Genomic DNA, 25,815 nt, shown 5'->3' with positions numbered 1-25,815 from the left:
ACTGACAACTGAGGACCGGCACCAAGACAGCAGGCCGTGTACGGATGTGAAATCCGTACACGGCCTGCTGATTCCGGTTTTCGATAAACTCTCAGACCACTTGGTGCAGCCAGCGCACCGGGGCGCCCTCGCCCGCGTAGCGGAAGGGTTCCAACTCGTCGTCCCACGGCTTGCCGAGCATGAGCTCCAGCTCGCTCTTGAGTTCGCACTGCCCACGGGTGGCGCGGTCGATGACGGCCCGGAGCCGGTCCTCCGGAATGAGGATGTCACCGTGCGCGCCGGTCAGCGCGTGGAAGATGCCGAGCTCGGGAGTGCTGCTGTAACGCTCACCCTCCACCCCGGGTGACGGTTCCTCAGTCGCCTCGAAACGCAGCATGTGCCAGCCGCGCAGCGCGGAGGCCAGTTTGGCGGCGGTGCCGGGCAGGGCGCGCCAGTTGAGCTCCGCGCGCAGCATTCCGGGGGCGGCCGGCTGACGCACCCAGTCCAGGGACAAGGGCATGCCGAGCACGCCCGCCGCAGCCCACTCGACGTGCGGGCACAGCGCGCGCGGTGCGGAGTGCACGTACAGAACTCCACGTGTCGTCACCGGGACCTCCAGGCATCAAAGACGAGGTTCGCCTTCCCCAGCGGCCTCTTCACCTTGCCCGTCACCACGGAACGCACGTTTCATTGTGCCCCACGGATCACGTGAACACCACGCGAGTTAATCACTCTCCGTAATTAGCTGAAACGTGATTCGTAAATCTGGACACTCTACGTAATTCGCCCAACCCGATCGACAGAAGGACGGCGGTCGGTAGCACTGACCCTGCCCCCGGCCCCGTGACGTAATCAGCTCCCTCGCCAGTGCCACCCGAAGGTGTGAATTACTGTCGTATACGGAGTATCGACGCTGGACAACGACGGGAGTGCACGTATGCCGAAACCCCACCCCCGCCGTTCCGCCGCCCGCCGGGGGTCCGGCGGGCGCCCCCCTGGCAGACACAGCCGGGCGGTGCTCCTGGCGTCGGCCGCCCTGTTCGCGACCGCGGCGACGGCCACGGTCGCCGGCTGCGATTCAGGCGACGACGGTACGCAAACCACAGCGCAAGCCGCGGCCCCGGGAGCCGGCGCTGCACCGCGGGGCGCCCCGGAGGCCGCCCCGCAGACCCGCACACCGTCCCCTTCGCCGAGTCCGAGTGCCACCCCCAGGCCCCGCTCGATGGCCGCGCTCGGCGACTCCATCACCCGCGGGTTCGACGCCTGCGACACGCCCCTGCAGGACTGCACCGCCAGGTCCTGGGCGACCGGCACCGATCCGGCGGTCAACAGCCAGGCGCTGCGCCTGGGCATCCCCGCCGACAAGACGTTCAACTACGCGGTCACCGGCGCCAAGATGTCGGACCTCCCCGGCCAGGCCCGCGCGGCGGCCTTCCAGAAGGCCGAGTACACCACCGTCCTCATGGGGGCCAACGATGCCTGCCGGGCCGACGTGGATTCGATGACACCGGTCAACGTGTACGAGCGGCACTTCCGCGAAGCGTTCGGCATCCTGCGCGACGGGCTCCCGAAGGACTCCCGGGTGCTGGTGGTCAGCATCCCCGACCTCGGCCGGCTGCGGGACGCCGGACAGGGCGACAGCTGGGCGCGCACCATCTGGTCCACGGCGAAGATCTGCCCTGCGATGCTGAACGACCCCACATCGCAGTCCCAGGCCGCCGTACAGCGCCGCCAGCAGGTCCGCGACCAGGTCACGGCCTACAACGACGTACTGCGCCGGGTGTGCCGGGAGTGGGCCGGCTGCCGGTACGACGGCGGCGCGGTCAACGCGACGACGTTCAGCAAGGGCCAGTTGAGCAAGTGGGACTTCTTCCACCCGAACGGCAGCGGGCAGGCGCGACTGGCCGAGCTGACGTCCCGGGAGGGCTTCCGCTGGGAATGAAAGGCCGTCGGCGGGGACGGCGCTGCGCCGAAATGAGCCGACCGGCAGCCAGGCATCACTCATTCAGGTGACTCTACGGTCAACCGGCATAAACAGAGCGCTAAGCTCTGTGCAGCGGACCCGGGTTGTGACACACGTCGCCGAAGGTTCCGACGCGACTCCATGCCGTGCGGCTGCATCTTGTGGTGGGGCGGGTGGGACTCGAACCCACGACCCAGGGATTATGAGTCCCCTGCTCTAACCAGCTGAGCTACCGCCCCGCGTGCCGTGCTGCGCCCATCCTGCCCTGCCCCGCGCGGAAATGCGCCACCACCCCCGACTTCGTTGCACCGTCGGGCCATAAGACCGCTCCGATGGACGAAGGCGTTCGCGGACAGCACTCATGCGGACACAGGCGGTCAGCAATAGGCGTTGCACGCAAAAACGTCCCCGTGGGATACGGGGACGTTCTCCTGCGCTCCCCCGACTGGACTCGAACCAGTAACCTGCCGATTAACAGTCGGCTGCTCTGCCAATTGAGCTACAGGGGAATGCTTGGTGCCGGATTCCCGGCTCTTCGCTCGTCAGGACCGCTTCGCGCTCTCCGACGGGGAAAACATTACCGCATCCGGAGGGGTGTTCCGAACCGGGTTTCCGCCGGGAGGCCCACCGGGCCTCATCCCGTGCGCGCGAGGCTCATGCTCTGCCCGAGCTGCGTGTAGCCGTAACACGGAGCCGCTACTCCAGCACCCGATCACACAAGGTCGTACGCCAGCCGGACACGACTGGGTTGCCCCGGGGCGACCACGGGTAGGCGCGGGGCACGACCTTGTTAACCCGGCTCCAAGCACGGGTGCCCGCCGCGAAGTGACTGTGGTTCACAGTCTCCGTCTCCGTAGCTTCGTTCCGGAGCCGGTCGGCGCCCGTGCGTCGCCGGACAAACAGCGTCCTCCGGACGCGCTCGGGACGCTTCGCGCCCATCGCCCCGCAGGACGGCGAAATCCGCAGCCACCTGCACGGAAGGAACACCATGCGCACCCGAATCTCCTTCGCCGCCGGCCTTGTCGCCGGTTACGTCCTGGGGGCCAAGGCCGGCCGGGAACGCTACGAGCAGATCCGCAAGGCGTCGGACCGCATCCGCGGCAACACCGCCGTGCAGAAGGCCTCACACGTGGCCGCGGAGTACGGCCGCGAAGCGAGCGGAAAGGCCGTCCACGCGATCGGCGACCACATCCACGTGCCCGACAAGCTCGCCGGGCTGACCCGACGCCTGCCGGGGCGCCACAACGGCGCCGACGGACGCTACGACCGGGTCGGCTACCAGGACGGACCTGGGCCGCGGTACACCGGCGGGCTGTAACTGACAACGGGCTCCGAGTGCGGGCGTCACCCACGCTCCCCCGGACTCCGTCCGGGAGGTGCCTCCCGCCGTCGCTTCGCTCCGGAACTGCCCGGCACCAGGGGGCGCTCCCCCCGGACAGAGTCCGGGGGGAGCGTCGCCCGGACTGTGAAGCACAGCTGCTCCGCAGCGGCCCGCGCCCTCCGGCCGCGCTCCTTCCGCCGCACCCAGTCGCCATGCACCGGCCGGGACGCGCTCAGTCCAGATATCCGCGCAGCTGGTCCGAGTAGGACCGGTCGCGGAGTTTGCTGAGGGTGCGGGACTCGATCTGCCGGATGCGTTCGCGGGTCACCCCGAACACCCGGCCTATCTCCTCCAGGGTGCGCGGCTCCCCGTCGACCAGTCCGTAGCGCATCCGCACCACCGAGCGCTCCCGGTCGCCGAGAGTGCCGAGCAGCTGCTCCAGGTGCTCACGCAGGAGCAAGGCCGCCGCGGACTCGACGGGTGAAGTCGCGTCCGCGTCCTCGACGATGTCGCCGAGGACGGCGTCGTCCTCTCCCACGGGCACGTGCAGCGACACGGGGTCCTGGGCCAGTCGCAGCACTTCGACCACCCGCGTGGCGTCGATCCCGACGGCCGCCGCCACCTCTTCGGGCGTCGGCTCCGCACCGCTCTCCTGCAGCATCCGCCGCTTTGTCCGGATCACCCGGTTGATGAGCTCGACCACGTGCACGGGCACCCGGATGGTACGGGCCTGGTCCGCCAGCGCCCGGCTCATCGCCTGCCGGATCCACCAGGTCGCGTACGTCGAGAACTTGTAGCCGCGGGTGTAGTCGAACTTCTCGACCGCGCGGATCAGCCCGAGGTTGCCCTCCTGCACCAGGTCGAGCATGTTGAGCCCGCGCCCGACGTATCTCTTGGCCACCGACACGACCAGCCGCAGATTGGCCTCGATCAGCCGCCGCTTGGCCGCGCGGCCCTGCTCGACCAGCGTCTCCAACGCGGCACGCAGGTCAGGGGGCAGGGCGTCGTCCTGCCCGTGCTGCCGCTGGAGTCTGTCCCCGGCGAACAGTCCCACCTCGACGCAGCGGGCCAGGTGCACCTCGTCGGCCGCGGTGAGCAGCGGCACGCGGCCGATCTCGCGGAGGTACTGGCGCAGGATGTCGGCGGAGACACCACCGGTGTCGTCGAGCGCCGGCAGCGGGCCGGGTGCCGGGTCGGGCGTAGCGTCCGCCCCGGGGGCTCCGGTGTCCGCGGCGTCGTGCAGTTCCGCGTCATCGGGCCCGTCGGGTGAGTCGTCACGCTGCGCGTGTTCCGGCATCCTCCCCAGGATGGGGCAGAACGGGGCCCGGTGGTGAGAGGTGCGCGGCAGGAAAACGAATCGGCGCACAGACCGTCAGAGAGCTTCCGCGCCCTGGTCCTTCAACGCCCGGCGGTACTGCTCCAGGGTCTGCAGGTCCTGGTAGACCTGTTTGACCCGGTCGGGTTCCCTGCGGGGGTCGATCCGGGACGCCTGCGACTTCAGGTCGGCGACCGAGCGGTCGACCGAGAACAGCCGGAGGCGTACGAGATTGCCCCCGGCGTAGGCCTCGTCCGGTTTCCGGGAGGTGTACATCGCCTCCACGGCGAGCTCGGTCACCAGCCCGCGGACGGTGTCGTCCGCCGCCGCGGCGCGGACGACCGAAACCCAGTCGGGGCTGAACGCGGCCGGACCGTTGACCCCGCCGGCCGCGGCGATCGCGACCCGTGCCGCCGCGTACTGCGGCACGGTGAACTCGTCCGGCCGATAGCCGTCGAAGAACGGCGTCACCAGTACGGGGTTCTGGATCGCCAGTTTCAGCACTTCGCGCTGGACAGCCTGCTGGGGGTTGTGCGGGTCGGGCCGGAACCTGCGCGGGGCGGCGGGCCGCTGCGGGGCCTGCGGCTGCGGTTCACGCCGCTGGTGGGGGTTCTGGTCGCCGCGCCGGGTGCGGTCGTGCTTCCAGCGGTCGAGCTGCGCGACCCGGCCGACGACGAACCGTTCGTCGAGGAAGCCGAGCCACTTGTCCAGTTGCACGGCGTAGGTGTGGCGCAGCGACTGGTCCTTGATGTCGGCGACGATCGGGGCAGCCGCGTCCAGGGCCGCGACCCGGCCCTCTGCGGTCTCCAAGTCGTGCTTCTCGATCGTGTTGCGGATGGCGAACTCGAACAGCGGCACCCGGCCGTCGATGAGGTCGCGGACCGCCTGGTCGCCCCTGGCCAGCCGCAGGTCGCACGGGTCCATGCCGTTCGGCTCGACGGCGACGAACGTGCGCGAGATGAACTTCTGGTCTTCTTCGAAGGCGCGCAGTGCGGCCTTCTGCCCGGCGGCGTCGCCGTCGAAGGTGAAGATCACTTCGCCGGTCGAGCCGGCTCTGTCCATCAGCAGACGGCGGAGGATCTTGATGTGGTCGGCGCCGAAGGCCGTGCCACTGGTGGCGATCGCGGTGGTGACCCCGGCGAGGTGGGCGGCCATGACGTCGGTGTAGCCCTCGACGATCACCGCGCGCCCGGACTTGGCGATCTCCTTCTTGGCCAGGTCCAGGCCGTACAAGACGTTCGACTTCTTGTAGATCGGGGTCTCGGGCGTGTTGAGGTACTTCGGCCCGTTGTCGTCGTCGTAGAGCTTGCGAGCGCCGAAGCCGACGATGTCGCCGGACACGTCGCGGATCGGCCACATCACGCGGCCGCGGAAGCGGTCCATCGGGCCGCGGCGGCCTTCGCTGGCCAGCCCCGACTTGATGATCTCGGCGTCGGAGAACTTCTTGTCGCGCAGATGGCGGACTAGGTGCTCCCAGCCCTGCGGTGAATAGCCCACGCTGAAGTGCTTCGCGGCGTCGGCGTCGAACCCGCGTCCGGCCAGGAAGGCGCGGGCGGTCTCAGCCTCGGGGGTGTGCAGCTGTTCGGTGAAGTACGCGGCGGCGACCTTGTGCGCCTCGACCAGGCGGGTCCGCTCGCCCTGCTGGCGGCCGGGGGTGTACCCGCCCTCTTCGTACCGCAGCTGGATGCCGACCTGCCCGGCCAGGCGCTCGATCGCTTCGGCGAACGACAGGTGGTCGACCTTCATCACGAAGTCGACGACGTCGCCGCCCTCCTGGCAGCCGAAGCAGAAGTAAAGGTTCTTCGCCGTGCTGACGTTGAAGGACGGGGACTTCTCGTCGTGGAAGGGGCACAGCCCCTTCAGATTGCCGCCGCCCGCGTTGCGCAGCTGGAGGTGTTCACCCACGACGTCTTCGAGGTGCGCGGCATCGCGGACCGCCTTGACGTCCTCATCCTTGATCCGACCTGCCACGACGGCGAGTCTACGGGGCGCCGCCGACGGCCGGACCGAAGGCGGGTCAGAGCTTGTGGACGAACACGTAATGCGGTCCGCTGGGCGGGACGTCGAACTCTTCCCCGACCATGGTGAAGCCGAGTTTCGTGTAGAAGCCCGCGGCGCTCGTCCGGCCGTTGCAGTAGACGTACGCGCCACCCTCCTTCGCGCACTCCTCCAGTCCCTGGCGGACCAGGGCGAGGCCGTAGCCCGCGCCGCGGACGGCGGGGTCGGTGCCCATGCCGCGGAAGCGGAAGGCGGGCCGGCCCTCATAGGGCTGGGGGAAGAAGGTGACGCAGCCGACGAGGTTGTCGGCGTCGTCGTACGCCGCGAGGTGGAAGGTGTCGGCGAGGCCGTCCTCGGGGTAGACGGCCGCTTCGCGCGGCAGTCCGGTGCGCAGCACCGCCCAGCGCAGTTCGAAGATCTCGTCGACTGCGGCCCGTTCGATGCGCATGTGCTCTCCCTCGCCCGTTACTTGGTGCTCCCGATCCTGCCAGACGCGTCAGGGCGTCAGTCGGCGGTGCAGTGCCAGTGCGGCGGCGTCGGTGAGCGAGGCGACCTGGTCGACGATGACCCGCAACCGGGCAGCGTCGTCGCCGGCTGCGGCGTAGTCCTCGCGCAGGGCCGGGTCCAGGACTTCAGGGGCGTGCTCGGTGATCAGTCCGACGAGGTCGGCGACGGTCTGGTGCTGGCGGGCGCGCAACCGGGCCGCGTCGGGGCGGGCCATGACGTACCGCGCGGTGACGGCCTTGAGCAGGGCGCATTCGAGGCGGACGGCGTCGGGGACGATCAGCTCGGCCGCGTACCTCGTCCCCGGGAGGGGGCCGAACCGCTCGCGGGTGGCCTGTTCGGCGCTGCGGCAGAACCGGCCGATCAGGCTGCTGGTGGTGTTCTTCAGCCGGGCTTGGGCGCGGCGGCTGCCGTCGTACGCCCCGGGCCAGCACTCCCACGTCTGGAGGCGGGTCAGTGTCTCGTCGAGCTGCTCCGGGCTGGTGCCCTCGGCATAGCGCTCGATGGTGAGCGCGAAGAGTTCGGTGCGCTCGTGGGTGTCGGTCAGCTGTGCCGGGTCCAGGCGTCCGGAGACGATGGCGTCCTCCAGGTCGTGGACGCTGTAGGCGACGTCGTCGGCCCAGTCCATGACTTCGGCCTCCATGCAGCGCCGGTTGTCCGGAGCTCCTTGGCGGATCCAGTCGAAGACCGGTCGGTCGTCCTCGTACGCGCCGTACTTGGTGGTCCCGGCGCGGCGCGGCCAGGGGTATTTCAGGACGGCGTCCAGGGTGGCCCGGGTGAGGTTGAGGCCCAGGCTGCGCCCTTCGCCCTCCTCGGTCGGCGGAGCGAAGGTCTTGGGTTCGAGGCGGGTGAGCAGGCGCAGGCTCTGGGCGTTGCCTTCGAAGCCGCCGCAGGGCTGGGCCGCGGCGGCGAGGGCGTCTTCGCCGGTGTGCCCGAAGGGCGGGTGGCCCATGTCGTGGGCCAGGCAGGCCGTCTCGACGAGGTCGGGGTCCAGGCCGAGGGCCAGGCCCAGTTCGCGGCCGACCTGCGCGCACTCCAGGGAGTGGGTGAGCCTGGTGCGGGGGCTGTCCTGCACCCCGGGGCGGCCTTCGCCGGGGTCGACGACCTGTGTCTTCCCGGCCAGCCGGCGCAGTGCGGCCGAGTGGAGGACGCGGGCCCGGTCGCGTTGGAAGTCGGTGCGGCCCGGCCGTTTGCCGGGTTCGGTCAGGCGGCGCGTCCGAGCGTGTTCGTCGTACCCGTGGTCGTCGTGCTTCTGCTGCTGCGGGGACGCCTGTGGTGCCATGCGACCAGGTTAGGACCCTGCGGCGACATTGGAACGCGGGTCACCGCAGTCCGGCGAGTTTGCTGCGCAACTGCAGCACGGCCTTGGTGTGGATCTGGCAGGTCCGGGACTCGGTGACGCCTAGGACGTGGCCGATCTCAGACAGGGTGAGGCCTTCGAAGTAGTAGAGGGTGACGACGGTCTTCTCCCGCTCGGGCAGGTTGTTGATGGCCCGGTTGAGCAGGTGTCGCATCTCGCGGGACTCGGCCACCGTGACGGGGTTGTCCGCGGTGGTGTCCTCAAGGGTGTCGACGAGGCTGAGCCGGTCGCCGCTCTCCGAGCCGACGTGCAGTATCTCGTCCAACGCCATGACGTTGACCAGGGACAACTGACTGAAGATGGTGTGCAGGTCTTCGAGCTTGATGCCCATCTCGGCGGCGACTTCGGTGTCGCTGGGGCTCCGGTGGAACTTGCCTTCGAGGGTTGTGTACGCCTGTTCGACGTTGCGGGCCTTCTGCCGCACCGACCGGGGGATCCAGTCGAGCGCGCGCAGCTCGTCGATGATCGCGCCGCGGATCCGGCTGATCGCGTAGGTCTCGAACTTGATCGCCCGGTCCAGGTCGAACTTCTCGATCGCGTCGATCAGTCCGAAGATGCCGTAACTGACGAAGTCCGCCTGGTCGACGTTCGCCGGCAGGCCGACGCCCACCCGTCCCGCGACGTATTTGACCAGGGGTGAGTAGTGCAGGATGAGCTGTTCCCTGAGCCGCGGTTCACCCGTGCTCTTGAACTCGCTCCACAAGGCGTCCAGAGCGCGGCTGGGATCACTGTCGCCGCTGGTGCCGCCGGCTGTCCGGGCAGCCCGCAGGGGCGCCCCGCGGGACGGGATCACGCGAGGCGTGGCCTCGCGGGACAGGGCCGTGGTGGTGCCTTCACGCCCTGGGATGTGCTTGGGCATAGGTTGCCTTGAGTCGTTCGACCGAGACGTGAGTGTAGATCTGGGTGGTCGTGAGCGTAGCGTGACCAAGCAGCTCCTGAACGCTACGAAGGTCCGCGCCTCCCTCGATCAAGTGAGTCGCGGCGGCGTGCCGCAACCCGTGCGGACCGGTGTCGGGGGTCCCGGGCACAGCGGCGGCCCGAGCGTGGACGAGGGTGCGGACGGCCCGCTGGTCGAGGCGTCCGCCGCGGCTGCCGAGCAGGAGCGCGGGGCCGCTTTTCCCGGTCAGCAGCAGCGGCCTGCCCAGCCGGAGCCAGGCTTCGACGGAACGCACCGCCGGGAGCCCGACGGGCACCGTGCGCTCTTTGCCGCCCTTGCCCACGACCCGGACGACCCGGCGTTCCAGGTCGAGGTCGTCGACGTCCAGACCCACCAGCTCGCCCACCCGCACACCGGTGGCGTAGAGCAGTTCCAGAGCCGCGCAGTCGCGTAGCGCGACCGGCCCCCTGTCTCCTTCCTGTGACTGTTCCAGCAGGTCACGGGCCTGGTCCTGACGTAGGACCACGGGTAGCGGACGTCCGGCCCGGGGGGTGGCCAGGCCCGCTCCGGCGTCGGCTTCCGCCAGTCCGGCGCGGGTCAGCCAGGCGGTGAACGCACGCGCGGCGGCGGCTCTGCGGGCGATCGTGGTGCGGGCCCTGCCGGTCGTGGTGAGCCGTGCCAGCCAGCTGCGCAGGACCGCCAGACCGATCTCCGAAGGCTCGGTGACACCCGTCCGGCGGGCGTGTTCGAGGAGACCCGCGATGTCACCGGTGTACGCCCGGACCGAGTGCGCGGACAGGCCGCGCTCAGCACTGAGGTGGTGGGCGAAACGTGCTGCGGCGTCCGCGAGCGCGGGTGGCAGAGGGATGTCCGCCGGGACCTGGTGCGGGCTTGGATTCGCGTTTGCCATTCACCCACCGTGATCACTCCTTGGAGTGGCGTCAAGGACCCCGGAAGAGTGGTGGCATCTCCGCCAACCCCCTGTGGTGTGTTCAACAAGCCCTCGGCCCACCAGGTCGGCGAGGTGGTGGTGGACTGCGGTCAGCCCGACAGCGGCCGCACGGGCCGCTTCCCCGGCCGTCACACCGGGCGGCACCCCCGCCCCGTCGCGGGCCGGCCGGAGCAGTGCGGGCGGGACCGCCTCCAGGACCCTGGCCGTCTCCGGGCCGAGATGGTCCCTGGCGTAGACCGGCCCGCGCAGCTCCGGGGCGAGGTCGTCGCCGATGAGCCCGACGTGTTCGATGATCTCCGCAGCGTCACTGACCAGGCAGGTCCCCTCCTCCCGGAGCAGTTGGTGCACTCCCGCCGAGGCGGCTGAGGTGACCGGGCCCGGCACGCCCATCAGCAGGCGGCCGAGTTTCTGTGCCCGGCGGCCGGTGGACAGCGCGCCGCTGCGCAGCGCGGCTTCGACGACCACGGTGCCGCGGGTGAGCGCCGCGATGAGTCGGTTGCGTTCGATGAACCGGTAGCGCGTGGGGTTCTGGCCCGGTGGGAGTTCGCTGAGCAGCAGTCCGGTCTCCGCGATCCGGCCGAGCAGGTTCTCGTGGCCGCGGGGGTAGGCCGTGTCGATGCCGCAGGCGAGGATCGCCACGGTGGTGCCGTCGGCGACCAGGCAGCCCCGGTGGGCCGCCCCGTCGATGCCGTACGCGCCGCCTGACACGACGGTCCAGCCGCGTTCGGCCAGGGTCGCGCACAGGTCCGCGGCGACATGCAGGCCGTAGTCGGTGCACGCGCGGGAACCGACCACCGCTACCGAGCGCAGGGCCGTGGGGCGCAGGGGCTGCGCGCCCCGCACCCACAGGCCCAGGGGGACCCGGTGGGCGAGATCGTCGAGCTGGGTCGGCCAGTCGGAGCCGCCAGGCACCAGGAACCGGGCGCCGACGGCCGCCGCCCGGTCCAGGTCGGCCTGCGGCGGCGGGCCGCCGAGCCGGACCCGGTAGCCGGCCGGGTCGCGGCGGGACATCTCGGGTGGGAGCGGGCCGCCGCCGCGGATCGCCTGGTAGACGGCCAGCGGGCCGTGTGCGGCGACCGCCTTGCCCAGGGCTGCGTCGCCGGGTTCGCTCAACCGGGTGAGGGCGGCCCTGGCGAGGAAGTGTGCGTCGTCCACTGGTCACGCTCCAGCCAGTGCGCCGCGGGAGAAGCCGGTGCGCAGTTCGAGGGCCGCGTCCAGGTCACCCTTGTCGGGACGGTGGTGTCCGCGCAGGTCGGCGATGGTCCAGGCGACCCGCAGGACGCGGTCCAGGCCGCGGGCGGTCAGTCGGCCGCGTTCGAGGTCGCAGGCAGCGGTGGCCAGCGCGTCGGGCGCGACCGTCCATCGGGTCCGCAGCTCCCGTCCGGGGACTTCGGCGTTGGTCCGCCACGGGGTGTCCTGGAAGCGGCGCGCGGCCCGCTGCCGGGCTTCCAGGACCCGGGCCGCTACGACTGCGGTGCTCTCCCCGCTGCCCTCCGGCGCGAGGAGTTCGGCGCGGGACACCGGGTCGACCACGACCCGCAGGTCGATACGGTCGAGGAGCGGACCCGACAGCCTGCCCAGGTATTTGCTGCGCATCACCGACGAGCACGTGCAGTCCACACCCTTGCCCGCGTACTGCCCGCAGGGGCACGGATTCGCCGCCAGGACGAGCAGGAAACGCGCCGGAAAGCGCAGCGTCGCGGCGGAGCGGGCGATCACCACGGTGCCGGACTCCAGGGGCTGCCGCAGTGCGTCCAGGACCCGGCCGCTCATCTCCGGGGCCTCATCGATGAACAGCACGCCGTGGTGTGCCAGGGAGACCGCGCCGGGGCGCGGCATGCCGTTGCCGCCGCCGACGATGGACGGGATGGTCGCCGAGTGGTGCGGTGCGCAGTACGGCGCCCGGGTGACCAGTGGCCGGCCGACGGGCAGTGTCCCGGCGACCGAGTGCACCGCGCTGACCTCCAGGGCGGCGGCGCCGTCGAGCGGCGGCAGCAGTCCGGGCAGGCGTTCGGCGAGCATCGTCTTCCCCGCGCCGGGCGGGCCGAGGAGGTAGAGGTGGTGTCCGCCGGCCGCGCACACCTCCAGTGCCCGGCGTGCCCTGTGCTGCCCGGCGACGTCGGACAGGTCCTGGTAGGCCGCGCCCGGCGCCGTGCTGAGCACCCCGGACATCACTGCCGGGTCAGGGCCGCAGCCGATGTCGGTGACGGCGGGCGGTTCGTCGGGGACTTCCGTGCCGCGCAGCAGCGCGAGCAGGTGGCGCAGGGACCTGACAGCCAGCACTTCGACTCCGGGGACCAGTGCGGCCTCCACGGCCGCCTGTTCCGGCACGACGACGGTACGGGCGCCCCCGAGCGCGGCGGCCATCACGCAGGGCAGCACCCCGCGGACCGGTCGCAGCCGCCCGTCCAGTCCGAGTTCGCCGATCATCACCAGGTCGGCGATGTCCTTCGGGTCGATGTCACCGGCGGCGGACAGGACCGCGCAGGCGATGGCCAGGTCGAAGCCGCTGCCGGTCTTGGGCACCCCGGCCGGGGACAGTCCCACCGTCAGGCGTTTTTGCGGCCACTCTTCTCCCGAGTTGACCACCGCCGCCCTGACCCGGTCCCGGGATTCGGAGAGGGTCCGGTCCGGCAGGCCGACCAGGGTGAAGGTGGCGACGCCCGGTTCGAGGTCGGCCTGGACCTCGACCAGGACGCCGTCTACGCCGAGCAGCGTGACCGAGCGGGTACGGGCGAACCCCATCAGCAGGCCCCCCGTACGTGCTCCACCGCGGCGGCCCCGGCCTTCGCGCAGACGACGGCGACCAGGTCGATCCGTACGTCACCGTCCTGCGGCAGCGCGCCCGGGTGCCCGGTCAGCCACAGGCCCGCGAGCAGCCGCAGCCGTCCGGCCTTGGCCGGCCCCACCGCCGCGCACGGGTGTTCGTACACCGTGCCGCTGCGGGTCTTGACCTCACAGACCACCAGGGTGGCCCCGTCCCTGGCCACGATGTCGATCTCGCCGTCGCGGCAACGCCAGTTGCGGTCGACGACCTCCATGCCCTGTGCGGTCAGATACCTGGCCGCGACCCGCTCGCCGAACTGTCCGACGGCGTCCGTCCGTGCTCCCATGACACCACCTCCGCACCCGACGATGTCGTGCGGGAACGGAGGAGGCGGACAGGTTACCGACCAGTTGTGGATAAACCCGGACTGTGGACAACACGTTCACCCGGACAGGGGATTGCGGATCCGTACGAAAACACTCAGTTCAACTCCCGGTCACGTTCCGAAGCCCTTTCCGTCCTCCGGAAGTTCGAACTCGCTCTTGGTGAGCTCCTCCACGTTGACGTCTTTGAACGTCAGCACCCGCACGTTCTTCACGAAGCGCGCGGGACGGTACATGTCCCACACCCATGCGTCAGCCATCGACAATTCGAAGAACACCTCGCCGTCGGCCGACCGCACCTGCAGGTCGTACTGATTGGTGAGATAGAACCGCCGCTCGGTCTCGATCACATATCTGAACAGACCGACCACGTCGCGGTACTCGCGGTAGAGCTGCAGCTCCATCTCGGTCTCGTACTTTTCGAGATCCTCTGCACTCATGTGCCGCCCCTCGCTGGTCGAGCAAAGCAAGCTGTACCTGTGGGTCAGCCGAGCCGGACTCCGCCCGGCATCACACAACCGTGTCGCACAACATTGTGTACCCGGGGAACACTCCCGATCCTGCGGGTCAATTCCAGCGTTCGAACGGTTCGTCGATCCGCTCCCCGGCCAGGAACCGGGGCAGGTAGTCCGGCAACGTCCCCGGATAGAACCGGGCATCCCCGGCTGTGATCTCCGCAACCGTCCACCAGCGGAGCGCGGTGTACTCCTCCAGTTCCTGCGGCTCCCAGCCCGACCGGTCGAGCAGTTCCGGAGCGCTGTCGGCGATCTCCACCCGGACCACCAGTTCGTGCTGGACGCGGCGTTCGCCGTACCGGATCCACGTCACGCTGCGCCGCCACATCGGGGGTCCCACGCGTGCCGGGTCGATCCGCAGGCCGGTCTCCTCGAAGAGTTCACGGACTGCGGTCTCCACGTAGGTCTCCCCCGGGTCGACACCGCCGCCGGGCAGGTCCCACCACACCGGGACCGCTTCGGTCGGCGCCTCCGCCCGGATCAGCAGCACCTTGCCCTCGCGGTCGACCACGACCACTCTGACCGCGGGGCGTACGAGATCGGCCTGGAAGTCGGCCGGATAGTCCGGCACGGGACCTGGCACCTGGACCGGCCAGGGACCGGCTCCGGAATCGGTCGTGTCAGTCATAGCCCGATTCTTCCCGCCCCCGGAAAACAGCAACGGCCCGGTCATGCGCTACACGCACAAACCGGGCCGTGACCGTCGTCACTCCACTGTTCCCCCGCGGCTACGCGTCCGCGGCGCGCTTCCAGCGACGGCGCATCAGTACCAGCGGGACCGCGCCGACCAGGCCCATAGCCATCGGGCCGCTGGAGACGATGCCGGCGGCCAGGCCCTTCTGTTCGAAGGTCGACGGCACACCCAGACCGTGGATCCGGCCCAGCGGCCACACGACACTGAACGCCCGGCCGACCACCTGGTCCTTGTCGACCGTGCCCATGCCCGGATCGTTCATGTGGTAGCGGGAGTCCGAGGAGTTGGCCCGGTTGTCACCCATCACCCAGATCCGGCCCTTGGGCACGGTGACCGAGAAGGCGATGTCCGAGGGCCGGACGTTCTTCTTGAGGTAGGGCTCGTCGAGCGGCACCCCGTTGACCAGGACCCGGCCCTGCGCGTCGCAACAGGTGATCGTGTCGCCGCCGACGCCGATGACCCGCTTGATCAGGTCCTTCTCGCTCGTCGAAGGCATCAGGCCGACGAAGGAGAGACCCTTCTGCATGCCCCGGACCACCGCGTTGTCGGACTGCTCCGGGTCGCCGTTCAGCCAGCCGCCCGGATCCTTGAACACCACGACCTGGCCGCGCTCGGGTTCGGCCCCGAACCACGGTGAGAACTTGTTCACCAGCACCCGGTCGCCGACCTTGATGGTGTCTTCCATCGACTCCGACGGGATGGAGAACGCCTGCACCAGGAACGTCTTGATCAGCAGCGCGAGGACCAGGGCGATGCCCAGGAGGAGTGGCAGTTCCTTCCAGAAGGAACCCTTCTTCTGCGGTTTGCGGGCCGGCTTCCCGGCCGGCACCTCGTCGTCGGTCCCCGCCGCGGCGGTTCCGTCCACGACCGTTCCGTCCACGACCGTTCCGTCCACGACCGTTCCGTCCACGGCGCCTCCGCCAGGCGTAGTGCCCTGGGCGGGCGTGGTGCCCTTGGCCAGCGGGACATCCCCGCCAGGCCTGGTGTCCGCGGCGGCGTCCGCACCGCTGACGTCCACCGGGTCGGCGGGCCTGTCGGTCCGACCCGGAGAGGTCGGCCCACGGCCGTACTCGTCGTTCTCGTCCACCGACCGCGCTCCGATCACAGCATCAACCCCACGGCGTCTCCTCGACTGTGCTTTACCCCGCGCAAAGTCACGTGTGCCCCGACGCGTCGTCGTTCCGCTACGACGTCGCCGGAGTGTGACCGTACGGCGAAAAAACTTCAGTGCACCCGAACGCCGTGGCTTGCCCAAGGGGTTCCCTGTGGCGTCCGTCAGGAACGTCCGGGCAAGCCCCGGCGTGAGCGTACACGTCTGAGCAGCGATACCACCGGAACGGCGCCCGCCACCGGCATAACGAACGAAAGGCCCGCTGGAGTCGCAACTGTCGGCAGGTTCTCTTCCCTTTCCGTGGAATTTACGGTGCCTTGAGGCTTCCTCGACACGTTCCCGAACGTCCGTGGAACCGGGAGGCGGTGTATCCGGCCGATCGGCCAGCCGACCAGGACGGCCCGGCCCACCACATCGTCCACCGATACCGTCCCTTCGAACGGCTTGTCCATGTGTGCCCGGGAGTCCCCGGAATCACTGCGGTGGTCGCCCATCACCCACAGTCGCCCGGCCGGAACGTGGATGGTGAACCGCTGGGTTGACGGATCGTCACCAGGGAAGAGGTACGGCTCGTCGAGCGCCGTCCCGTTCACCGTCACGCGCCCCGCGGTGTCGCAGCACACCACCGTGTCGCCGCCGACCCCGATGACCCGCTTGATCAGGTCCTGTTCATCGTCGGACGGGAGCAGCCCGATGAACACCCCGGCCTGCTTCAACTGCTTGAGGACGGGTGGCGGATCCCCCGCCGACTTGCGCCCCAGCCAACCACCGGAGTCGCGGAAGACCACGATCTGCCCCCGCTCGGGCTTCACCCCGAACCACGGCGAGAACTTGTTCACCACGACCCGGTCGCCGATCTTCGCGGTGTTCTCCATCGACCCCGACGGGATGAAGAACGCCTGCACGAGGAACGTCTTGATCAGCAGCGCGAGGACAAGCGCCGTCACCACAAGCAGCGGCAGTTCGCGCATCAACGACCGGGGCGTCCCATCGTCCCTGCGGCGTCGCCGCCGGCCGCCGTGGGAGACCGCCTGCGGCGGAAGGTCAAGACCATCCGGGCGTACGGTCCGCTGCGCCGCAGCGTCCTGCCCACCGGGGTCCCGCCGCGCGCCGCCCGGACCCGCGACCCGGGGTTTGCCCCTCTTACCCACGCCGGCCCGCCGCCGGTTCCCCAGCCGCCATGGGCTTCTTAACCAGCACGGTTTTCTTAACCACCGGAGACGCCGCCGAGCCGGCCGAACGGCCAGACGACCCATTCGACACGGCCGATGACGTTGTCCACTTCGACCATCCCGCCACCCGGGTCGCCCAGGTGCGCGCGTGAGTCAGCCGACTTCTCCCGGTGGTCCCCCATCAACCAGATCCTGCCCTTGGGGACGACCACGTCGAACACCACATCGGAAGGGACGTTGCCCGGGTAGAGGTACTTCGTCTCCTCCACCGGCACCCCGTTGACGAGGATCCGGCCCTGTGCGTCACAGCACTTGACGCGGTCTCCGGCCACCCCGATCACACGTTTGACGAAGTTGTCGTCGTCCGGAGAGGTCAGGCCGAACAGTGCCCCGGCCCGGTCGAACAGGGAGGGCTGGGAGGTGTCGGCGGAAGTGAACGTGCCCCTGCCGTCGAAGACGACCACGTCACCGCGCTTGATGTCGCCGAAGCGGTACGCGAGCTTGTTGACCACGACCCGGTCCCCGACGTGGAGGGTGTTCTCCATCGAGCCGGAGGGGATCAGATAGGGCTGCGCGACGAACAGGTTCACGACGGTCACGACCAGCACACCGACGAGGAGCAGGAACGGCAGTTCCACCCAGGCCGGCCAGCGCGGGGACGGGGGTGGGGTGGCGGCGACCACGTCGTCGTCAACATCGACGTCAGCGTTGTCCTCAGCGTCCGGGGACTCCGCGGGACCGGACTCTCCAGGACAGCCCCCCGCAGGACCGGACTCGACGGACTTCTGCCACGCGACGGACCCGGGTGCCTTCAACCGGTGGACCGTGACCGGCTCCTCCACCGCGGGTTCCGGCTCGACGGTCTCCGCTTCCGCAGGCCCCGGCTTCGTGTTGTCCTTCGCCGAGGAGACCGGAACCGGTATGGGCGCCGGCTCCGGACCCTCGGCGTTACCGGCTTCTTCCCCCGTGGCCTGCTCGATAACGACAACCGGCCGTGACTCCGCGGCCCCGTTCGACGGGGTAGGTGTGGAGGAGTCCTCCACTGCGGAGCCACGGCCGGTGGCGTTGTTCTCGTTCTTCTCATCCATTACGGACGAGCGTAGCGGGAGAGTGTTCGACTTCCCCCGCTGGGCACTGCGATGTCCTCGGGTCAGCGGCCCGTGATCGGGTCGCGCTTCTCCTTGATCTTCGCAGCCTTGCCGTGCAGGTCGCGCATGAAGTAGAGCTTCGCGCGACGGACGTCACCGCGGCTGACCAGCTCGATCTTCTCAAGGATCGGGGTGTGCACCGGGAAGGTGCGCTCGACGCCGATGCCGAAGCTGACCTTGCGGACCGTGAAGGTCTCACGGACGCCGGCGCCCTGGCGACGCAGCACGAAGCCCTTGAAGACCTGGATACGCGAGCGGTTGCCTTCGATGACGCGAACGTGGACGTTCAGCGTGTCACCGGGACGGAAGTCCGGGATGTCGCTCCGCAGGGAGGCGGAGTCGATCGTGTCGATGATGTTTGCCATGCTCGCGTCACTTCCTCACGAGTGCCACAGGTCACCCGCGAAAACTAGAATTCCGAAGAAGGGGTGTTGCCGGCCCTGCGGTACGGCACTCCCCCTGGGGCAGGAGCACCCGCCGGACCATGACTCAGGCGCTGCGTTGAAGTGGCGTCGGCACGTGAGCGAAGCGCTGTGAATAACAGCTGCTCCGCAGCGGGTGACAAAGCCAGCACACAGCCCAAATTCAATACGGTCCAGGGCAGGACGTAGGGCAACAGCTGTTCATTCTGCCATAGCAGCGGGGACGTACCTAAACCGGCCGTCGGCACCGGGCGTCCAGCCCAGTTCGGCGAGCAGTTTCCGGTCGTGCTTGTCGGTGCGTCCGACCGTCCACCGCTCAAGCAGGTCGGGGCGCCGGGCAGCGGTGCGCCGCAGCGCCTCGTCCCGTCGCCACCGGGCGATGGCGCCGTGGTTCCCGGAGGTGACCATCGACGGCACCTCGTGCCCGCGCCACGCGGCCGGCTTGGTGTAGACCGGCCCTTCGAGCAGGTTCTCCATCGCGCCGGGCGCGAACGAGTCGTCCTGGAAGGAGACCGCGTTGCCCAGCACGCCGGGCAGCAGCCGGGCGACGGCCTCGACCATCACCAGCACCGCGACCTCGCCGCCGGCGAGCACGTAGTCCCCGATGGAGACCTCGTCCACGCGCATGCGACCGGCCGCTTCGTCCATCACCCGGCGGTCGATGCCTTCGTACCGCGCTGGGGTGAAGAGCAACCACGGCTCAGCGGCCAGCTCGACGGCCAGCTCCTGGGTGAAAGGACGCCCCGACGGAGTCGGCACGATCATCCTTGGCCGGGCTCCAAGCGCTGGGGGGTCGGCCGGCTGTGAACCACAGCTGCTACGCAGCGGGGCCGCGCCCTCCGGTCCCGCTCCTTCGCTGCGCTCAGCCGCCTCGCGTGCGAAGCGCCCCGCGCCCTGGGCCAGCACGTGGTCCAGGGCCTCGCCCCACGGCTCGGGCTTCATGACCATGCCGGGGCCGCCGCCGTACGGGCTGTCGTCCACGGTGTGGTGGACGTCGTACGTCCAGTCCCGCAGCTGGTGCAGGTGGACGTCGATGATGCCCTTGGCCCGCGCCTTGCCGACCAGGGACAGGTCCAGCGGAGCGAGGTACTCGGGGAAGATCGAGATGACGTCGATCCTCACTCCGAGGGCTCTTCCTCGTCACGCGAACCGGCGGTCTCAGCCTCAAGCGGGTTGATCAGGCCGGGCGGCGGGGTGATGAGCACCCGCTGCTCGTCCAGGTCGATCTCCGGGACGATCTCCTCGACGAAGGGGATCATGAGTTCGCGGCCGTCCGGCGTACGGACGATCAGCAGGTCCTGCGACGGCAGGTGGGCGACCTCGGCGATCCGGCCGACGACGGTGCCGTCCTCCAGGACCACGTCGAGGTCCACCAGCTGGTGGTCGTAGAACTCGTCCTCATCCTCGGGGAGGTCCTCGGGGTCGACCTCCGCGATGAGCAGGACGTTGCGCAGCGCCTCGGCCTGGGTACGGTCGTGCACGCCTTCGAAGACCAGGAGCAGACGGCCGCTGTGGACCTTGCCCGAGGCGATGGTCAGCGGTCCCGCCGACGCCGGTTCGGTCATCAGCACGGCACCGGGGCCGAGCCGCAGCTCCGGCTCGTCGGTGCGGACCTCGACGGTCACCTCACCCTTGATGCCGTGGGCACGGCCGATACGGCCGACGACAAGCTGCACTGTGCTACTTCTTCCTTGAGGTCCTGCGGGGTTCTTCGAGGTTGTTCCTGAAAACGACGAACGGCCCCCCGCGTCGGTCTCGCAACCGACCCGAGGGGCCACCCGTACTCAAACCTGCTGTGCTTCAGCGCACCTCGTCGACATCGACGAGGTCGACGCGGACGCCACGCCCGCCGAGTGCGGTGACGACCGTTCGCAGCGCTTTGGCGGTGCGGCCCCCACGTCCGATGACCTTTCCCAGGTCGTCGGGGTGGACACGCACCTGAAGGACACGTCCGCGACGTAGGTCGCGTTCGCTCACCTGGACGTCGTCCGGGTGCTCAACGATGCCCTTCACCAGATGCTCGAGGGCTTCCTCGAGCACGGTCAGCCCTCGCTCGCGGGGGTCTCAACGACCTCGGCGGGAGCCTCTGCGACGACGGGAGCCTCAGCCTCGGCGACCGGAGCCTCCTCAGCCTTCTTCTCGGACTTCTTCTTCGGCGTGGTGGCGCCGTCCTTCGGCTCGTCCATGGCTTCCTTGGCGGCAGCCTCGAACAGCGACTTCTTGTCGGCCTTGGGGGCGGCGACAAGCAGCGGGGCCGGGGCCGGCAGGCCCTTGTACTTCTGCCAGTCACCGGTCAGCTTGAGGATGACGGCACACGGCTCGGTCGGCTGCGCGCCGACACCCAGCCAGTACTGCGCACGCTCAGAGTCGACCTCGATGCGCGAGGGGTTCTCCATCGGGTGGTAGATCCCGATTTCCTCGATCGCGCGGCCGTCACGCTTGGTGCGCGAGTCGGCGATGATGATGCGGTAGTGGGGCGAACGAATCTTGCCCAGGCGCTTCAGCTTGATCTTGACTGCCACGAGAGTGGTGTCTCCTGAAATCTCAACGTGATTGAGCAGCCGTCCCGCAGGTGGGGAAACACATCGCGGTCGACTGCTCTATGGACACGGAGACATAAGGAGAGAGGGTCCAGCATGCTCCGGGTACTCAGCGGTCCATTCTGCCAGATGTTCACCCGTACGACTAACCACTCTGCTTTTGGGCTGTTCTTAAGCCGGGCTCCAAGCGCGGGCTGTTCTTAAGCCGGGCTCCAAGCGCGGGCGTCATCCTCCCGCCGCCTTCGCTTCGCTCAGGCGTCGCTCGGCGCCCGCGCGTCGCCCGGAAAAGACTGCGTCCTCCGGACGCGCTCGGGACGCTGCGCGCCCTCGCCTCGTCGTGGGACCGCCGGGACGCTACGCGCCCTCGCCTCGTCGTGGGACCGCCGGGACGCTGCGCGCCCTCGCCTCGTCGTGGGACCGCCGGGACGCTGCGCGCCCTCGATCCGTGGTGGGGCTGCCGGGACACTCCACGCACCTCGCTCCGTGGTGGGGGCTGGCGCGTTTCGCTCCCCTCACCTCACGGTGGTGGAGCTGCGGCGCTGCGCGCCCGTTGCCCCGCACGGGGATCAGGGCGCGCGGCGCGTCTCAGTAGGCGCGGGACGCGATCGCGGTGACGCCCGGCTGGTCGTCGTCCGTCGGGACGCTGCCGTCCTCGGCGACCAGACAGCGCACGGTGACGCCCTGCTTGGCCAGTTCGGCCTCTCCCGCCTCACCGAGGTCGGCCCACGGGATGCGGGCCCAGCCGGTGGCGGCGGCCTCGACGGCCTCCTCGACGTTCTTCACGTCGACGGTGCGCGAGACACGGCGCTCGGTGGACTGGGCGAGCAGCAGTGCCTGGTCCTCGTCGAGGACGGTGGCGATGGTCTGCGCGATGCCGTCGATCTGCACCGGGCTCTTGCCGCCGGCGATGCGGCGGGCGAGCATCGCGGTGCCGGCCTCCAGGTCGCGGGGGCCGATCTCCAGGCGCACGGGGATGCCCTTGAGCTCCCAGTCCACCGCGCGGCGGCCGAACGGGGTGTCCGTACGGTCGTCGACCTTGGTGCGGATGCCGGCGGCCTTGAGCACGGCGCCGATCTCGCGGACCTTGGCGACCACGGCGTCGTCACCCTTGATCGCCATGACTACGACCTGGACCGGGGCCAGGTTCGGCGGGATGCGCAGTCCGGCGTCGTCGCCGTGGGACATGATCAGGCCGCCGACCATACGGGTCGAGACGCCCCACGAGGTCTGCCAGACGAACTCCTGCTCGCCGGACGACGCGAGGTACTTCGTGTCGAAGGCCTTGGCGAAGTTCTGGCCGAGTTCGTGCGACGTGCCCATCTGCAGGGCCTTGCCGTCGCCCATCATGCTTTCGAGCGTCAATGTGTTGATCGCGCCCGCGAAGCGCTCCTTCTTGGTCTTGCGGCCGAGGACGACGTCCATCGCCAGCACGTCGCGCATGAACGCGCCGTACACATGCTCGTGGATCTTCGCCGCGAAGAGGCGGGCGTCCTCGTGCGTGGCGTGGGCGGTGTGCCCCTCCTGCCAGAGGAACTCGGTGGTCCGCAGGAAGGTGCGGGGCCGCAGTTCCCAGCGCACCACGTTGGCCCACTGGTTGATCAGCAGCGGGAGGTCCCGGTGGGACTGGACCCACTTGGAGAAGTACTCGTTGATGATCGTCTCGGAGGTGGGCCGGATGACGACCGGTTCGTCGAGCACCTTGCCGCCACCGTGGGTGACTACGGCGAGCTCCGGCGCGAAGCCCTCGACGTGCTCCGCCTCCCGCGTCAGGTACGACTGCGGGATGAGCATCGGGAAGTACGCGTTCTCGACGTCCTCAGCCTTGATGCGGGCGTCGACGTCGGACTGCATCCGCTCCCACAGCGAGTAGCCGTACGGTCGGATGACCATGGTGCCGCGGACCGGGCCCGACTCGGCCAGCTGGGCCTTGTTCAGAACGTCCTGGTACCAGCGGGGGAAGTCGTCCGCCTGCGGGGTGAGGATAGGAGCTTTTGCCATGGGGCAGATGCTACGGCCTCAGGCCCCCGCACTTCGAACCGGATTACCCCGGCCCGGCGTTGCCGGAGAGCGGGCACACGAACGAACCCCCACCGGCAAGCCGGTGGGGGTTCGCTCATCTAGCAGACTCGTGTTGCGTCAGTCCCGAATTACTGGGGGACGACGTTCGAGGCCTGCGGGCCCTTCTGGCCCTGCGTGACCTCGAACTCGACGCGCTGGCCCTCAGCGAGCTCGCGGAAGCCGTTGGTCTGAATCTCGGAGAAGTGGACGAAAACGTCCGGGCCGCCGTCGTCCTGAGCGATAAACCCGAAGCCCTTTTCGCTGTTGAACCACTTCACCGCGCCCTGCGCCATGTGCTCTCCCTCTGAGGAAAATCCGGGGCCGACACTGCGTCTACCCCAGCGTTGCGGCGGAGCATCCCCACGTTTTCCTAGGAAAACCCGGCGATTCCGCCTGCCATAAATTCCTTGGGGTGTGTCTTGCACAGCCAGGAAACCTACGACTTCAACTCGATCAGCCTAACACGCCTGCCCGGGATTGCGCTGGATCACTTTCGGCGGCACGCCGGGCCATTCCTCAGCTGTCATCGCGAAGCGTTCGTGGTCCCGCCAGGCACCGCCGAGGAACAGCATCCGGGGTGTAGTGCCTTCGTGCCGGAAACCGAGCCCGCCGGCCAGGGCGACGGATTTCGCGTTGCCCGGCTGCACGTTGATCTCAAGCCGGTGCAGGCCCAGACCCGGCCGGGCGGCGAAACAGCGGTCCACGACCAGGCCGAGTCCCTCGGCCATCCGGCCCGTTCCCGCGTAGGGGCGGTAGGCGTCGTAGCCGAGCGAGGCGTTGAGGAACCGGCCGCGGACGATGTTCGCGACGTTGACCTTGCCGACGATGCCACTGTCGGCCAGGTCCACCACCAGGAAAGTGCACAGTGCCTCGCCCTGGCGGCCGATCAGCGACGGCAGTTCGTCGGGGTCGACCGGGTTCCACACCGAGATGTAGTCGAGCGACCGGCGGACCGCGGCGGCGTAGGGCGCCACGTCTTCAGGATGCGGCGCCCGCACCCCGACGCGGTATCCCTCGGCGGTGAACAAGGGTTTGCTCACTTCTGCGGAGGCAGGAAGTTCTTGAATTCCGCCGGGAGTTCGAAGTCGGCCGGGTCGTCCGAGCCGCCGGCCGGGAGGCCGAAGGGGTTCGCGGCGCGCTCGGCGTCGCGGACGGCCTGGGCCGCCTCCTCCTGCTTGCGCTTGAGCGGGTTCCCGGACTGCTTCTTGCCCTTGGCCGCCTTGGGCTTCTTGGCCTGCTTGCCGTGGCCGCCGCCCATGCCGGGCATGCCCGGCATCCCCGGCATGCCGCCGCCCTTGGACATCGCCATCATCATCTTGCGGGCTTCGTTGAACCGTTCGAGGAGGTTGTTGACCTCGTTGACCGTGACGCCCGAGCCCTTGGCGATACGCGCGCGGCGCGACCCGTTGATGACCTTCGGGTCGTGGCGCTCGCCCGGGGTCATCGACTTGATGATGGCCGCGACCCGGTCCATGTCGCGGTCGTCGATGTTGGCCAGCTGCTCTTTCATCTGGCCCATGCCCGGGAGCATGCCGAGCAGCTTGGTGATCGACCCCATCTTCTTGACCTGCTCCATCTGCTGGAGGAAGTCGTCGAGGGTGAAGTCCTTGCCACCGCCCTGGATCTTCTGGGCGGCCTTGAGTGCGAGGTCCTTGTCGTACTTCTCCTCGGCCATCTCGATCAGGCTGAGCATGTCGCCCATGCCGAGGATGCGCGAGGCCATGCGGTCCGGGTGGAAGGCGTCGAAGTCGTCGACCTTCTCGCCGTTGGAGGCGAACATGACCTGGCGGCCGGTGATCGAGGCCACCGAGAGGGCGGCGCCGCCGCGGGCGTCGCCGTCGAGCTTGGACAGGACTACGCCGTCGAAGCCGACGCCGTCCATGAACGCCTGCGCGGTGACGACCGCGTCCTGGCCGATCATCGCGTCGACGACGAACAGGATCTCGTCCGGGCTGACCGCGTCACGGATGTCCGCGGCCTGCCGCATCATGTCGGCGTCGATGCCGAGGCGGCCGGCGGTGTCGACGATGACCACGTCGTACTGCTTGGTCTTGGCGTACTCGATCGCGTCGCGGGCGACCTTGACCGGGTCGCCGACGCCGTTGCCGGGCTCCGGGGCGAAGACCGGCACACCCGCGCGCTCGCCGACGACGGTGAGCTGGTTGACGGCGTTGGGGCGCTGCAGGTCGCAGGCCACCAGGAGGGGCGCGTGCTTCTGTGTGCGCAGCCACTTGCCGAGCTTTCCGGCGAGGGTCGTCTTTCCGGCGCCCTGGAGGCCGGCGAGCATGATGACCGTCGGGCCGTTCTTGGCGTACCGCAGCCGTCGGGTCTCGCCGCCGAGGATGCGGACGAGCTCCTCGTTGACGATCTTGATGATCTGCTGGGCCGGGTTCAGCGCACCGGAGACCTCCGTGCCGCGGGCCCGTTCCTTGACCTGGGCGACGAACTCGCGGACGACGGGCAGCGCCACGTCGGCCTCGAGCAGCGCGATGCGGATCTCCCGCGCGGTCGCGTCGATGTCGGCTTCGGAGAGCCGGCCCTTGCCGCGGAGGTTCTTGAAGGTCGCTGCGAGGCGGTCGGAAAGGGTGTCGAACACGTCGGCAGAGGTCCTTCTTGCTAGTTGTCATCGAACGACAATCGAGGACAAGGGTCGGGGCGCGTCCCAGCCTAGCCCTGATCCCCCGCACCCGGACGACGCGGGATGTGCGGTGTCCACTGTGTGTAGAGGAACGGCCG

The 25,815-nt window shown here is 69.3% G+C and carries 26 protein-coding genes and 2 tRNA genes; 2 read left to right on the top strand and 26 right to left on the bottom strand.

Annotated elements, in window-relative coordinates:
- Nucleotides 1-91: 91 nt before the first annotated feature.
- Entirely contained in the window at nt 92-586 is a 495-nt protein-coding gene (locus AC0Z36_RS04600) for a DUF3145 domain-containing protein (RefSeq protein WP_485461365.1), read from the bottom strand.
- 615 nt (nt 587-1,201) lie between these two features.
- Here AC0Z36_RS04600 and AC0Z36_RS04595 point away from each other — a divergent pair.
- Entirely contained in the window at nt 1,202-1,921 is a 720-nt protein-coding gene (locus AC0Z36_RS04595; protein ID WP_485461364.1) for an SGNH/GDSL hydrolase family protein, read from the top strand.
- Nucleotides 1,922-2,104: 183 nt separating this feature from the next.
- Here the strand turns inward: AC0Z36_RS04595 and AC0Z36_RS04590 are convergent.
- Nucleotides 2,105-2,181 (bottom strand) — tRNA-Ile (locus AC0Z36_RS04590).
- A 197-nt stretch (nt 2,182-2,378) separates the two neighbouring features.
- Nucleotides 2,379-2,451, bottom strand: a tRNA-Asn gene (locus AC0Z36_RS04585).
- Nucleotides 2,452-2,930: 479 nt separating this feature from the next.
- Between AC0Z36_RS04585 and AC0Z36_RS04580 the strand changes: the two genes are divergently transcribed.
- Nucleotides 2,931-3,260, top strand: a complete 330-nt coding sequence (locus AC0Z36_RS04580; protein ID WP_485461363.1) for a YtxH domain-containing protein — start codon at nt 2,931-2,933, stop codon at nt 3,258-3,260.
- Nucleotides 3,261-3,495: 235 nt separating this feature from the next.
- On the opposite strand, the gene AC0Z36_RS04575 is transcribed toward AC0Z36_RS04580, so the two are convergent.
- The 23 genes from AC0Z36_RS04575 to ffh all read right to left on the bottom strand — a co-directional run bounded on the left by AC0Z36_RS04575 (nt 3,496) and on the right by ffh (nt 25,675).
- Nucleotides 3,496-4,560, bottom strand: a complete 1,065-nt coding sequence (locus AC0Z36_RS04575) for an RNA polymerase sigma factor (RefSeq protein ID WP_485461362.1) — start codon at nt 4,558-4,560, stop codon at nt 3,496-3,498.
- 75 nt (nt 4,561-4,635) lie between these two features.
- A complete protein-coding gene (dnaG, locus tag AC0Z36_RS04570) occupies nt 4,636-6,549 on the bottom strand; it encodes a DNA primase (protein ID WP_485461361.1) in 1,914 nt (637 codons plus the stop codon).
- A 46-nt stretch (nt 6,550-6,595) separates the two neighbouring features.
- Nucleotides 6,596-7,024, bottom strand: coding sequence for a GNAT family N-acetyltransferase (locus AC0Z36_RS04565; RefSeq protein WP_485461360.1), 429 nt, complete (start codon nt 7,022-7,024; stop codon nt 6,596-6,598).
- Between the two features lie 48 nt (nt 7,025-7,072).
- On the bottom strand, nt 7,073-8,362 hold the full coding sequence (locus AC0Z36_RS04560; RefSeq protein WP_485461359.1) for a deoxyguanosinetriphosphate triphosphohydrolase: 1,290 nt from the start codon (nt 8,360-8,362) through the stop codon (nt 7,073-7,075).
- 40 nt (nt 8,363-8,402) lie between these two features.
- The gene (gene whiG / locus AC0Z36_RS04555) at nt 8,403-9,299 is read right to left on the bottom strand and encodes an RNA polymerase sigma factor WhiG (RefSeq protein ID WP_485461358.1); all 897 of its coding nucleotides are present in this window, start codon (nt 9,297-9,299) and stop codon (nt 8,403-8,405) included.
- The gene (locus tag AC0Z36_RS04550) at nt 9,274-10,227 is read right to left on the bottom strand and encodes a tyrosine recombinase XerC (protein ID WP_485461357.1); all 954 of its coding nucleotides are present in this window, start codon (nt 10,225-10,227) and stop codon (nt 9,274-9,276) included. Before AC0Z36_RS04550 ends, whiG begins: the two co-directional genes overlap by 26 nt.
- Nucleotides 10,228-11,424, bottom strand: a complete 1,197-nt coding sequence (dprA, locus tag AC0Z36_RS04545; RefSeq protein WP_485461356.1) for a DNA-processing protein DprA — start codon at nt 11,422-11,424, stop codon at nt 10,228-10,230.
- 3 nt (nt 11,425-11,427) lie between these two features.
- Entirely contained in the window at nt 11,428-13,014 is a 1,587-nt protein-coding gene (locus AC0Z36_RS04540; RefSeq protein ID WP_485461355.1) for a YifB family Mg chelatase-like AAA ATPase, read from the bottom strand.
- On the bottom strand, nt 13,014-13,382 hold the full coding sequence (locus AC0Z36_RS04535) for a YraN family protein (protein ID WP_485461354.1): 369 nt from the start codon (nt 13,380-13,382) through the stop codon (nt 13,014-13,016). The genes AC0Z36_RS04540 and AC0Z36_RS04535 overlap by 1 nt, the downstream gene beginning before the upstream one ends.
- Nucleotides 13,383-13,532: 150 nt before the next feature.
- Nucleotides 13,533-13,859 (bottom strand): DUF2469 domain-containing protein, encoded by a 327-nt coding sequence (locus AC0Z36_RS04530; RefSeq protein WP_485461353.1) that lies wholly within the window; start codon nt 13,857-13,859, stop codon nt 13,533-13,535.
- 127 nt (nt 13,860-13,986) lie between these two features.
- Nucleotides 13,987-14,562, bottom strand: coding sequence for an NUDIX hydrolase (locus AC0Z36_RS04525; protein ID WP_485461352.1), 576 nt, complete (start codon nt 14,560-14,562; stop codon nt 13,987-13,989).
- A gap of 100 nt (nt 14,563-14,662) precedes the next feature.
- A complete protein-coding gene (gene lepB / locus AC0Z36_RS04520; RefSeq protein ID WP_485461351.1) occupies nt 14,663-15,715 on the bottom strand; it encodes a signal peptidase I in 1,053 nt (350 codons plus the stop codon).
- Between the two features lie 188 nt (nt 15,716-15,903).
- A complete protein-coding gene (gene lepB / locus AC0Z36_RS04515; RefSeq protein ID WP_485461350.1) occupies nt 15,904-16,710 on the bottom strand; it encodes a signal peptidase I in 807 nt (268 codons plus the stop codon).
- 236 nt (nt 16,711-16,946) lie between these two features.
- Nucleotides 16,947-17,549 carry a signal peptidase I gene (lepB, locus tag AC0Z36_RS04510; protein WP_485461468.1) on the bottom strand — a complete coding sequence of 201 codons (603 nt, stop codon included), beginning with the start codon at nt 17,547-17,549 and terminating at the stop codon, nt 16,947-16,949.
- A gap of 512 nt (nt 17,550-18,061) precedes the next feature.
- Entirely contained in the window at nt 18,062-18,424 is a 363-nt protein-coding gene (gene rplS, locus AC0Z36_RS04505) for a 50S ribosomal protein L19 (RefSeq protein WP_485461349.1), read from the bottom strand.
- A gap of 258 nt (nt 18,425-18,682) precedes the next feature.
- Nucleotides 18,683-19,603, bottom strand: a complete 921-nt coding sequence (trmD, locus tag AC0Z36_RS04500) for a tRNA (guanosine(37)-N1)-methyltransferase TrmD (RefSeq protein ID WP_485461348.1) — start codon at nt 19,601-19,603, stop codon at nt 18,683-18,685.
- Nucleotides 19,600-20,157, bottom strand: a complete 558-nt coding sequence (gene rimM / locus AC0Z36_RS04495; protein WP_485461347.1) for a ribosome maturation factor RimM — start codon at nt 20,155-20,157, stop codon at nt 19,600-19,602. Before rimM ends, trmD begins: the two co-directional genes overlap by 4 nt.
- Nucleotides 20,158-20,281: 124 nt before the next feature.
- Nucleotides 20,282-20,521, bottom strand: coding sequence for an RNA-binding protein (locus tag AC0Z36_RS04490; RefSeq protein WP_485461346.1), 240 nt, complete (start codon nt 20,519-20,521; stop codon nt 20,282-20,284).
- Nucleotides 20,522-20,523: 2 nt separating this feature from the next.
- Nucleotides 20,524-21,003, bottom strand: a complete 480-nt coding sequence (gene rpsP, locus AC0Z36_RS04485) for a 30S ribosomal protein S16 (protein WP_485461345.1) — start codon at nt 21,001-21,003, stop codon at nt 20,524-20,526.
- Nucleotides 21,004-21,606: 603 nt separating this feature from the next.
- Nucleotides 21,607-23,019, bottom strand: a complete 1,413-nt coding sequence (proS, locus tag AC0Z36_RS04480; protein ID WP_485461344.1) for a proline--tRNA ligase — start codon at nt 23,017-23,019, stop codon at nt 21,607-21,609.
- Nucleotides 23,020-23,168: 149 nt separating this feature from the next.
- Nucleotides 23,169-23,372 (bottom strand): cold-shock protein, encoded by a 204-nt coding sequence (locus tag AC0Z36_RS04475; RefSeq protein WP_485461343.1) that lies wholly within the window; start codon nt 23,370-23,372, stop codon nt 23,169-23,171.
- A 165-nt stretch (nt 23,373-23,537) separates the two neighbouring features.
- On the bottom strand, nt 23,538-24,107 hold the full coding sequence (locus AC0Z36_RS04470) for a GNAT family N-acetyltransferase (protein ID WP_485461467.1): 570 nt from the start codon (nt 24,105-24,107) through the stop codon (nt 23,538-23,540).
- Between the two features lie 8 nt (nt 24,108-24,115).
- Entirely contained in the window at nt 24,116-25,675 is a 1,560-nt protein-coding gene (gene ffh, locus AC0Z36_RS04465; RefSeq protein ID WP_485461342.1) for a signal recognition particle protein, read from the bottom strand.
- Nucleotides 25,676-25,815: the final 140 nt, after the last annotated feature.

This window comes from Kitasatospora sp. UYEF31 (assembly GCF_057291755.1).
The sequence above is the reverse complement of the archived record's forward strand: the minus strand, read 5'-3'. Positions and strand labels throughout refer to the sequence as shown.

Excerpts from the sequence above, each read along its gene's own strand:
- AC0Z36_RS04595 (WP_485461364.1), top strand. The coding sequence starts at position 1,202 with ATGGCCGCGCTCGGCGACTCCATCACCCGCGGGTTCGACGCCTGCGAC.
- AC0Z36_RS04580 (WP_485461363.1), top strand. The coding sequence starts at position 2,931 with ATGCGCACCCGAATCTCCTTCGCCGCCGGCCTTGTCGCCGGTTACGTC.
- AC0Z36_RS04575 (WP_485461362.1), bottom strand. The coding sequence starts at position 4,560 with ATGCCGGAACACGCGCAGCGTGACGACTCACCCGACGGGCCCGATGAC.
- AC0Z36_RS04565 (WP_485461360.1), bottom strand. The coding sequence starts at position 7,024 with ATGCGCATCGAACGGGCCGCAGTCGACGAGATCTTCGAACTGCGCTGG.
- AC0Z36_RS04560 (WP_485461359.1), bottom strand. The coding sequence starts at position 8,362 with ATGGCACCACAGGCGTCCCCGCAGCAGCAGAAGCACGACGACCACGGG.
- whiG (WP_485461358.1), bottom strand. The coding sequence starts at position 9,299 with ATGCCCAAGCACATCCCAGGGCGTGAAGGCACCACCACGGCCCTGTCC.
- AC0Z36_RS04550 (WP_485461357.1), bottom strand. The coding sequence starts at position 10,227 with ATGGCAAACGCGAATCCAAGCCCGCACCAGGTCCCGGCGGACATCCCT.
- AC0Z36_RS04540 (WP_485461355.1), bottom strand. The coding sequence starts at position 13,014 with ATGGGGTTCGCCCGTACCCGCTCGGTCACGCTGCTCGGCGTAGACGGC.
- AC0Z36_RS04535 (WP_485461354.1), bottom strand. The coding sequence starts at position 13,382 with ATGGGAGCACGGACGGACGCCGTCGGACAGTTCGGCGAGCGGGTCGCG.
- AC0Z36_RS04530 (WP_485461353.1), bottom strand. The coding sequence starts at position 13,859 with ATGAGTGCAGAGGATCTCGAAAAGTACGAGACCGAGATGGAGCTGCAG.
- AC0Z36_RS04525 (WP_485461352.1), bottom strand. The coding sequence starts at position 14,562 with ATGACTGACACGACCGATTCCGGAGCCGGTCCCTGGCCGGTCCAGGTG.
- lepB (WP_485461350.1), bottom strand. The coding sequence starts at position 16,710 with ATGCGCGAACTGCCGCTGCTTGTGGTGACGGCGCTTGTCCTCGCGCTG.
- rplS (WP_485461349.1), bottom strand. The coding sequence starts at position 18,424 with ATGGCAAACATCATCGACACGATCGACTCCGCCTCCCTGCGGAGCGAC.
- proS (WP_485461344.1), bottom strand. The coding sequence starts at position 23,019 with ATGGCAAAAGCTCCTATCCTCACCCCGCAGGCGGACGACTTCCCCCGC.
- AC0Z36_RS04475 (WP_485461343.1), bottom strand. The coding sequence starts at position 23,372 with ATGGCGCAGGGCGCGGTGAAGTGGTTCAACAGCGAAAAGGGCTTCGGG.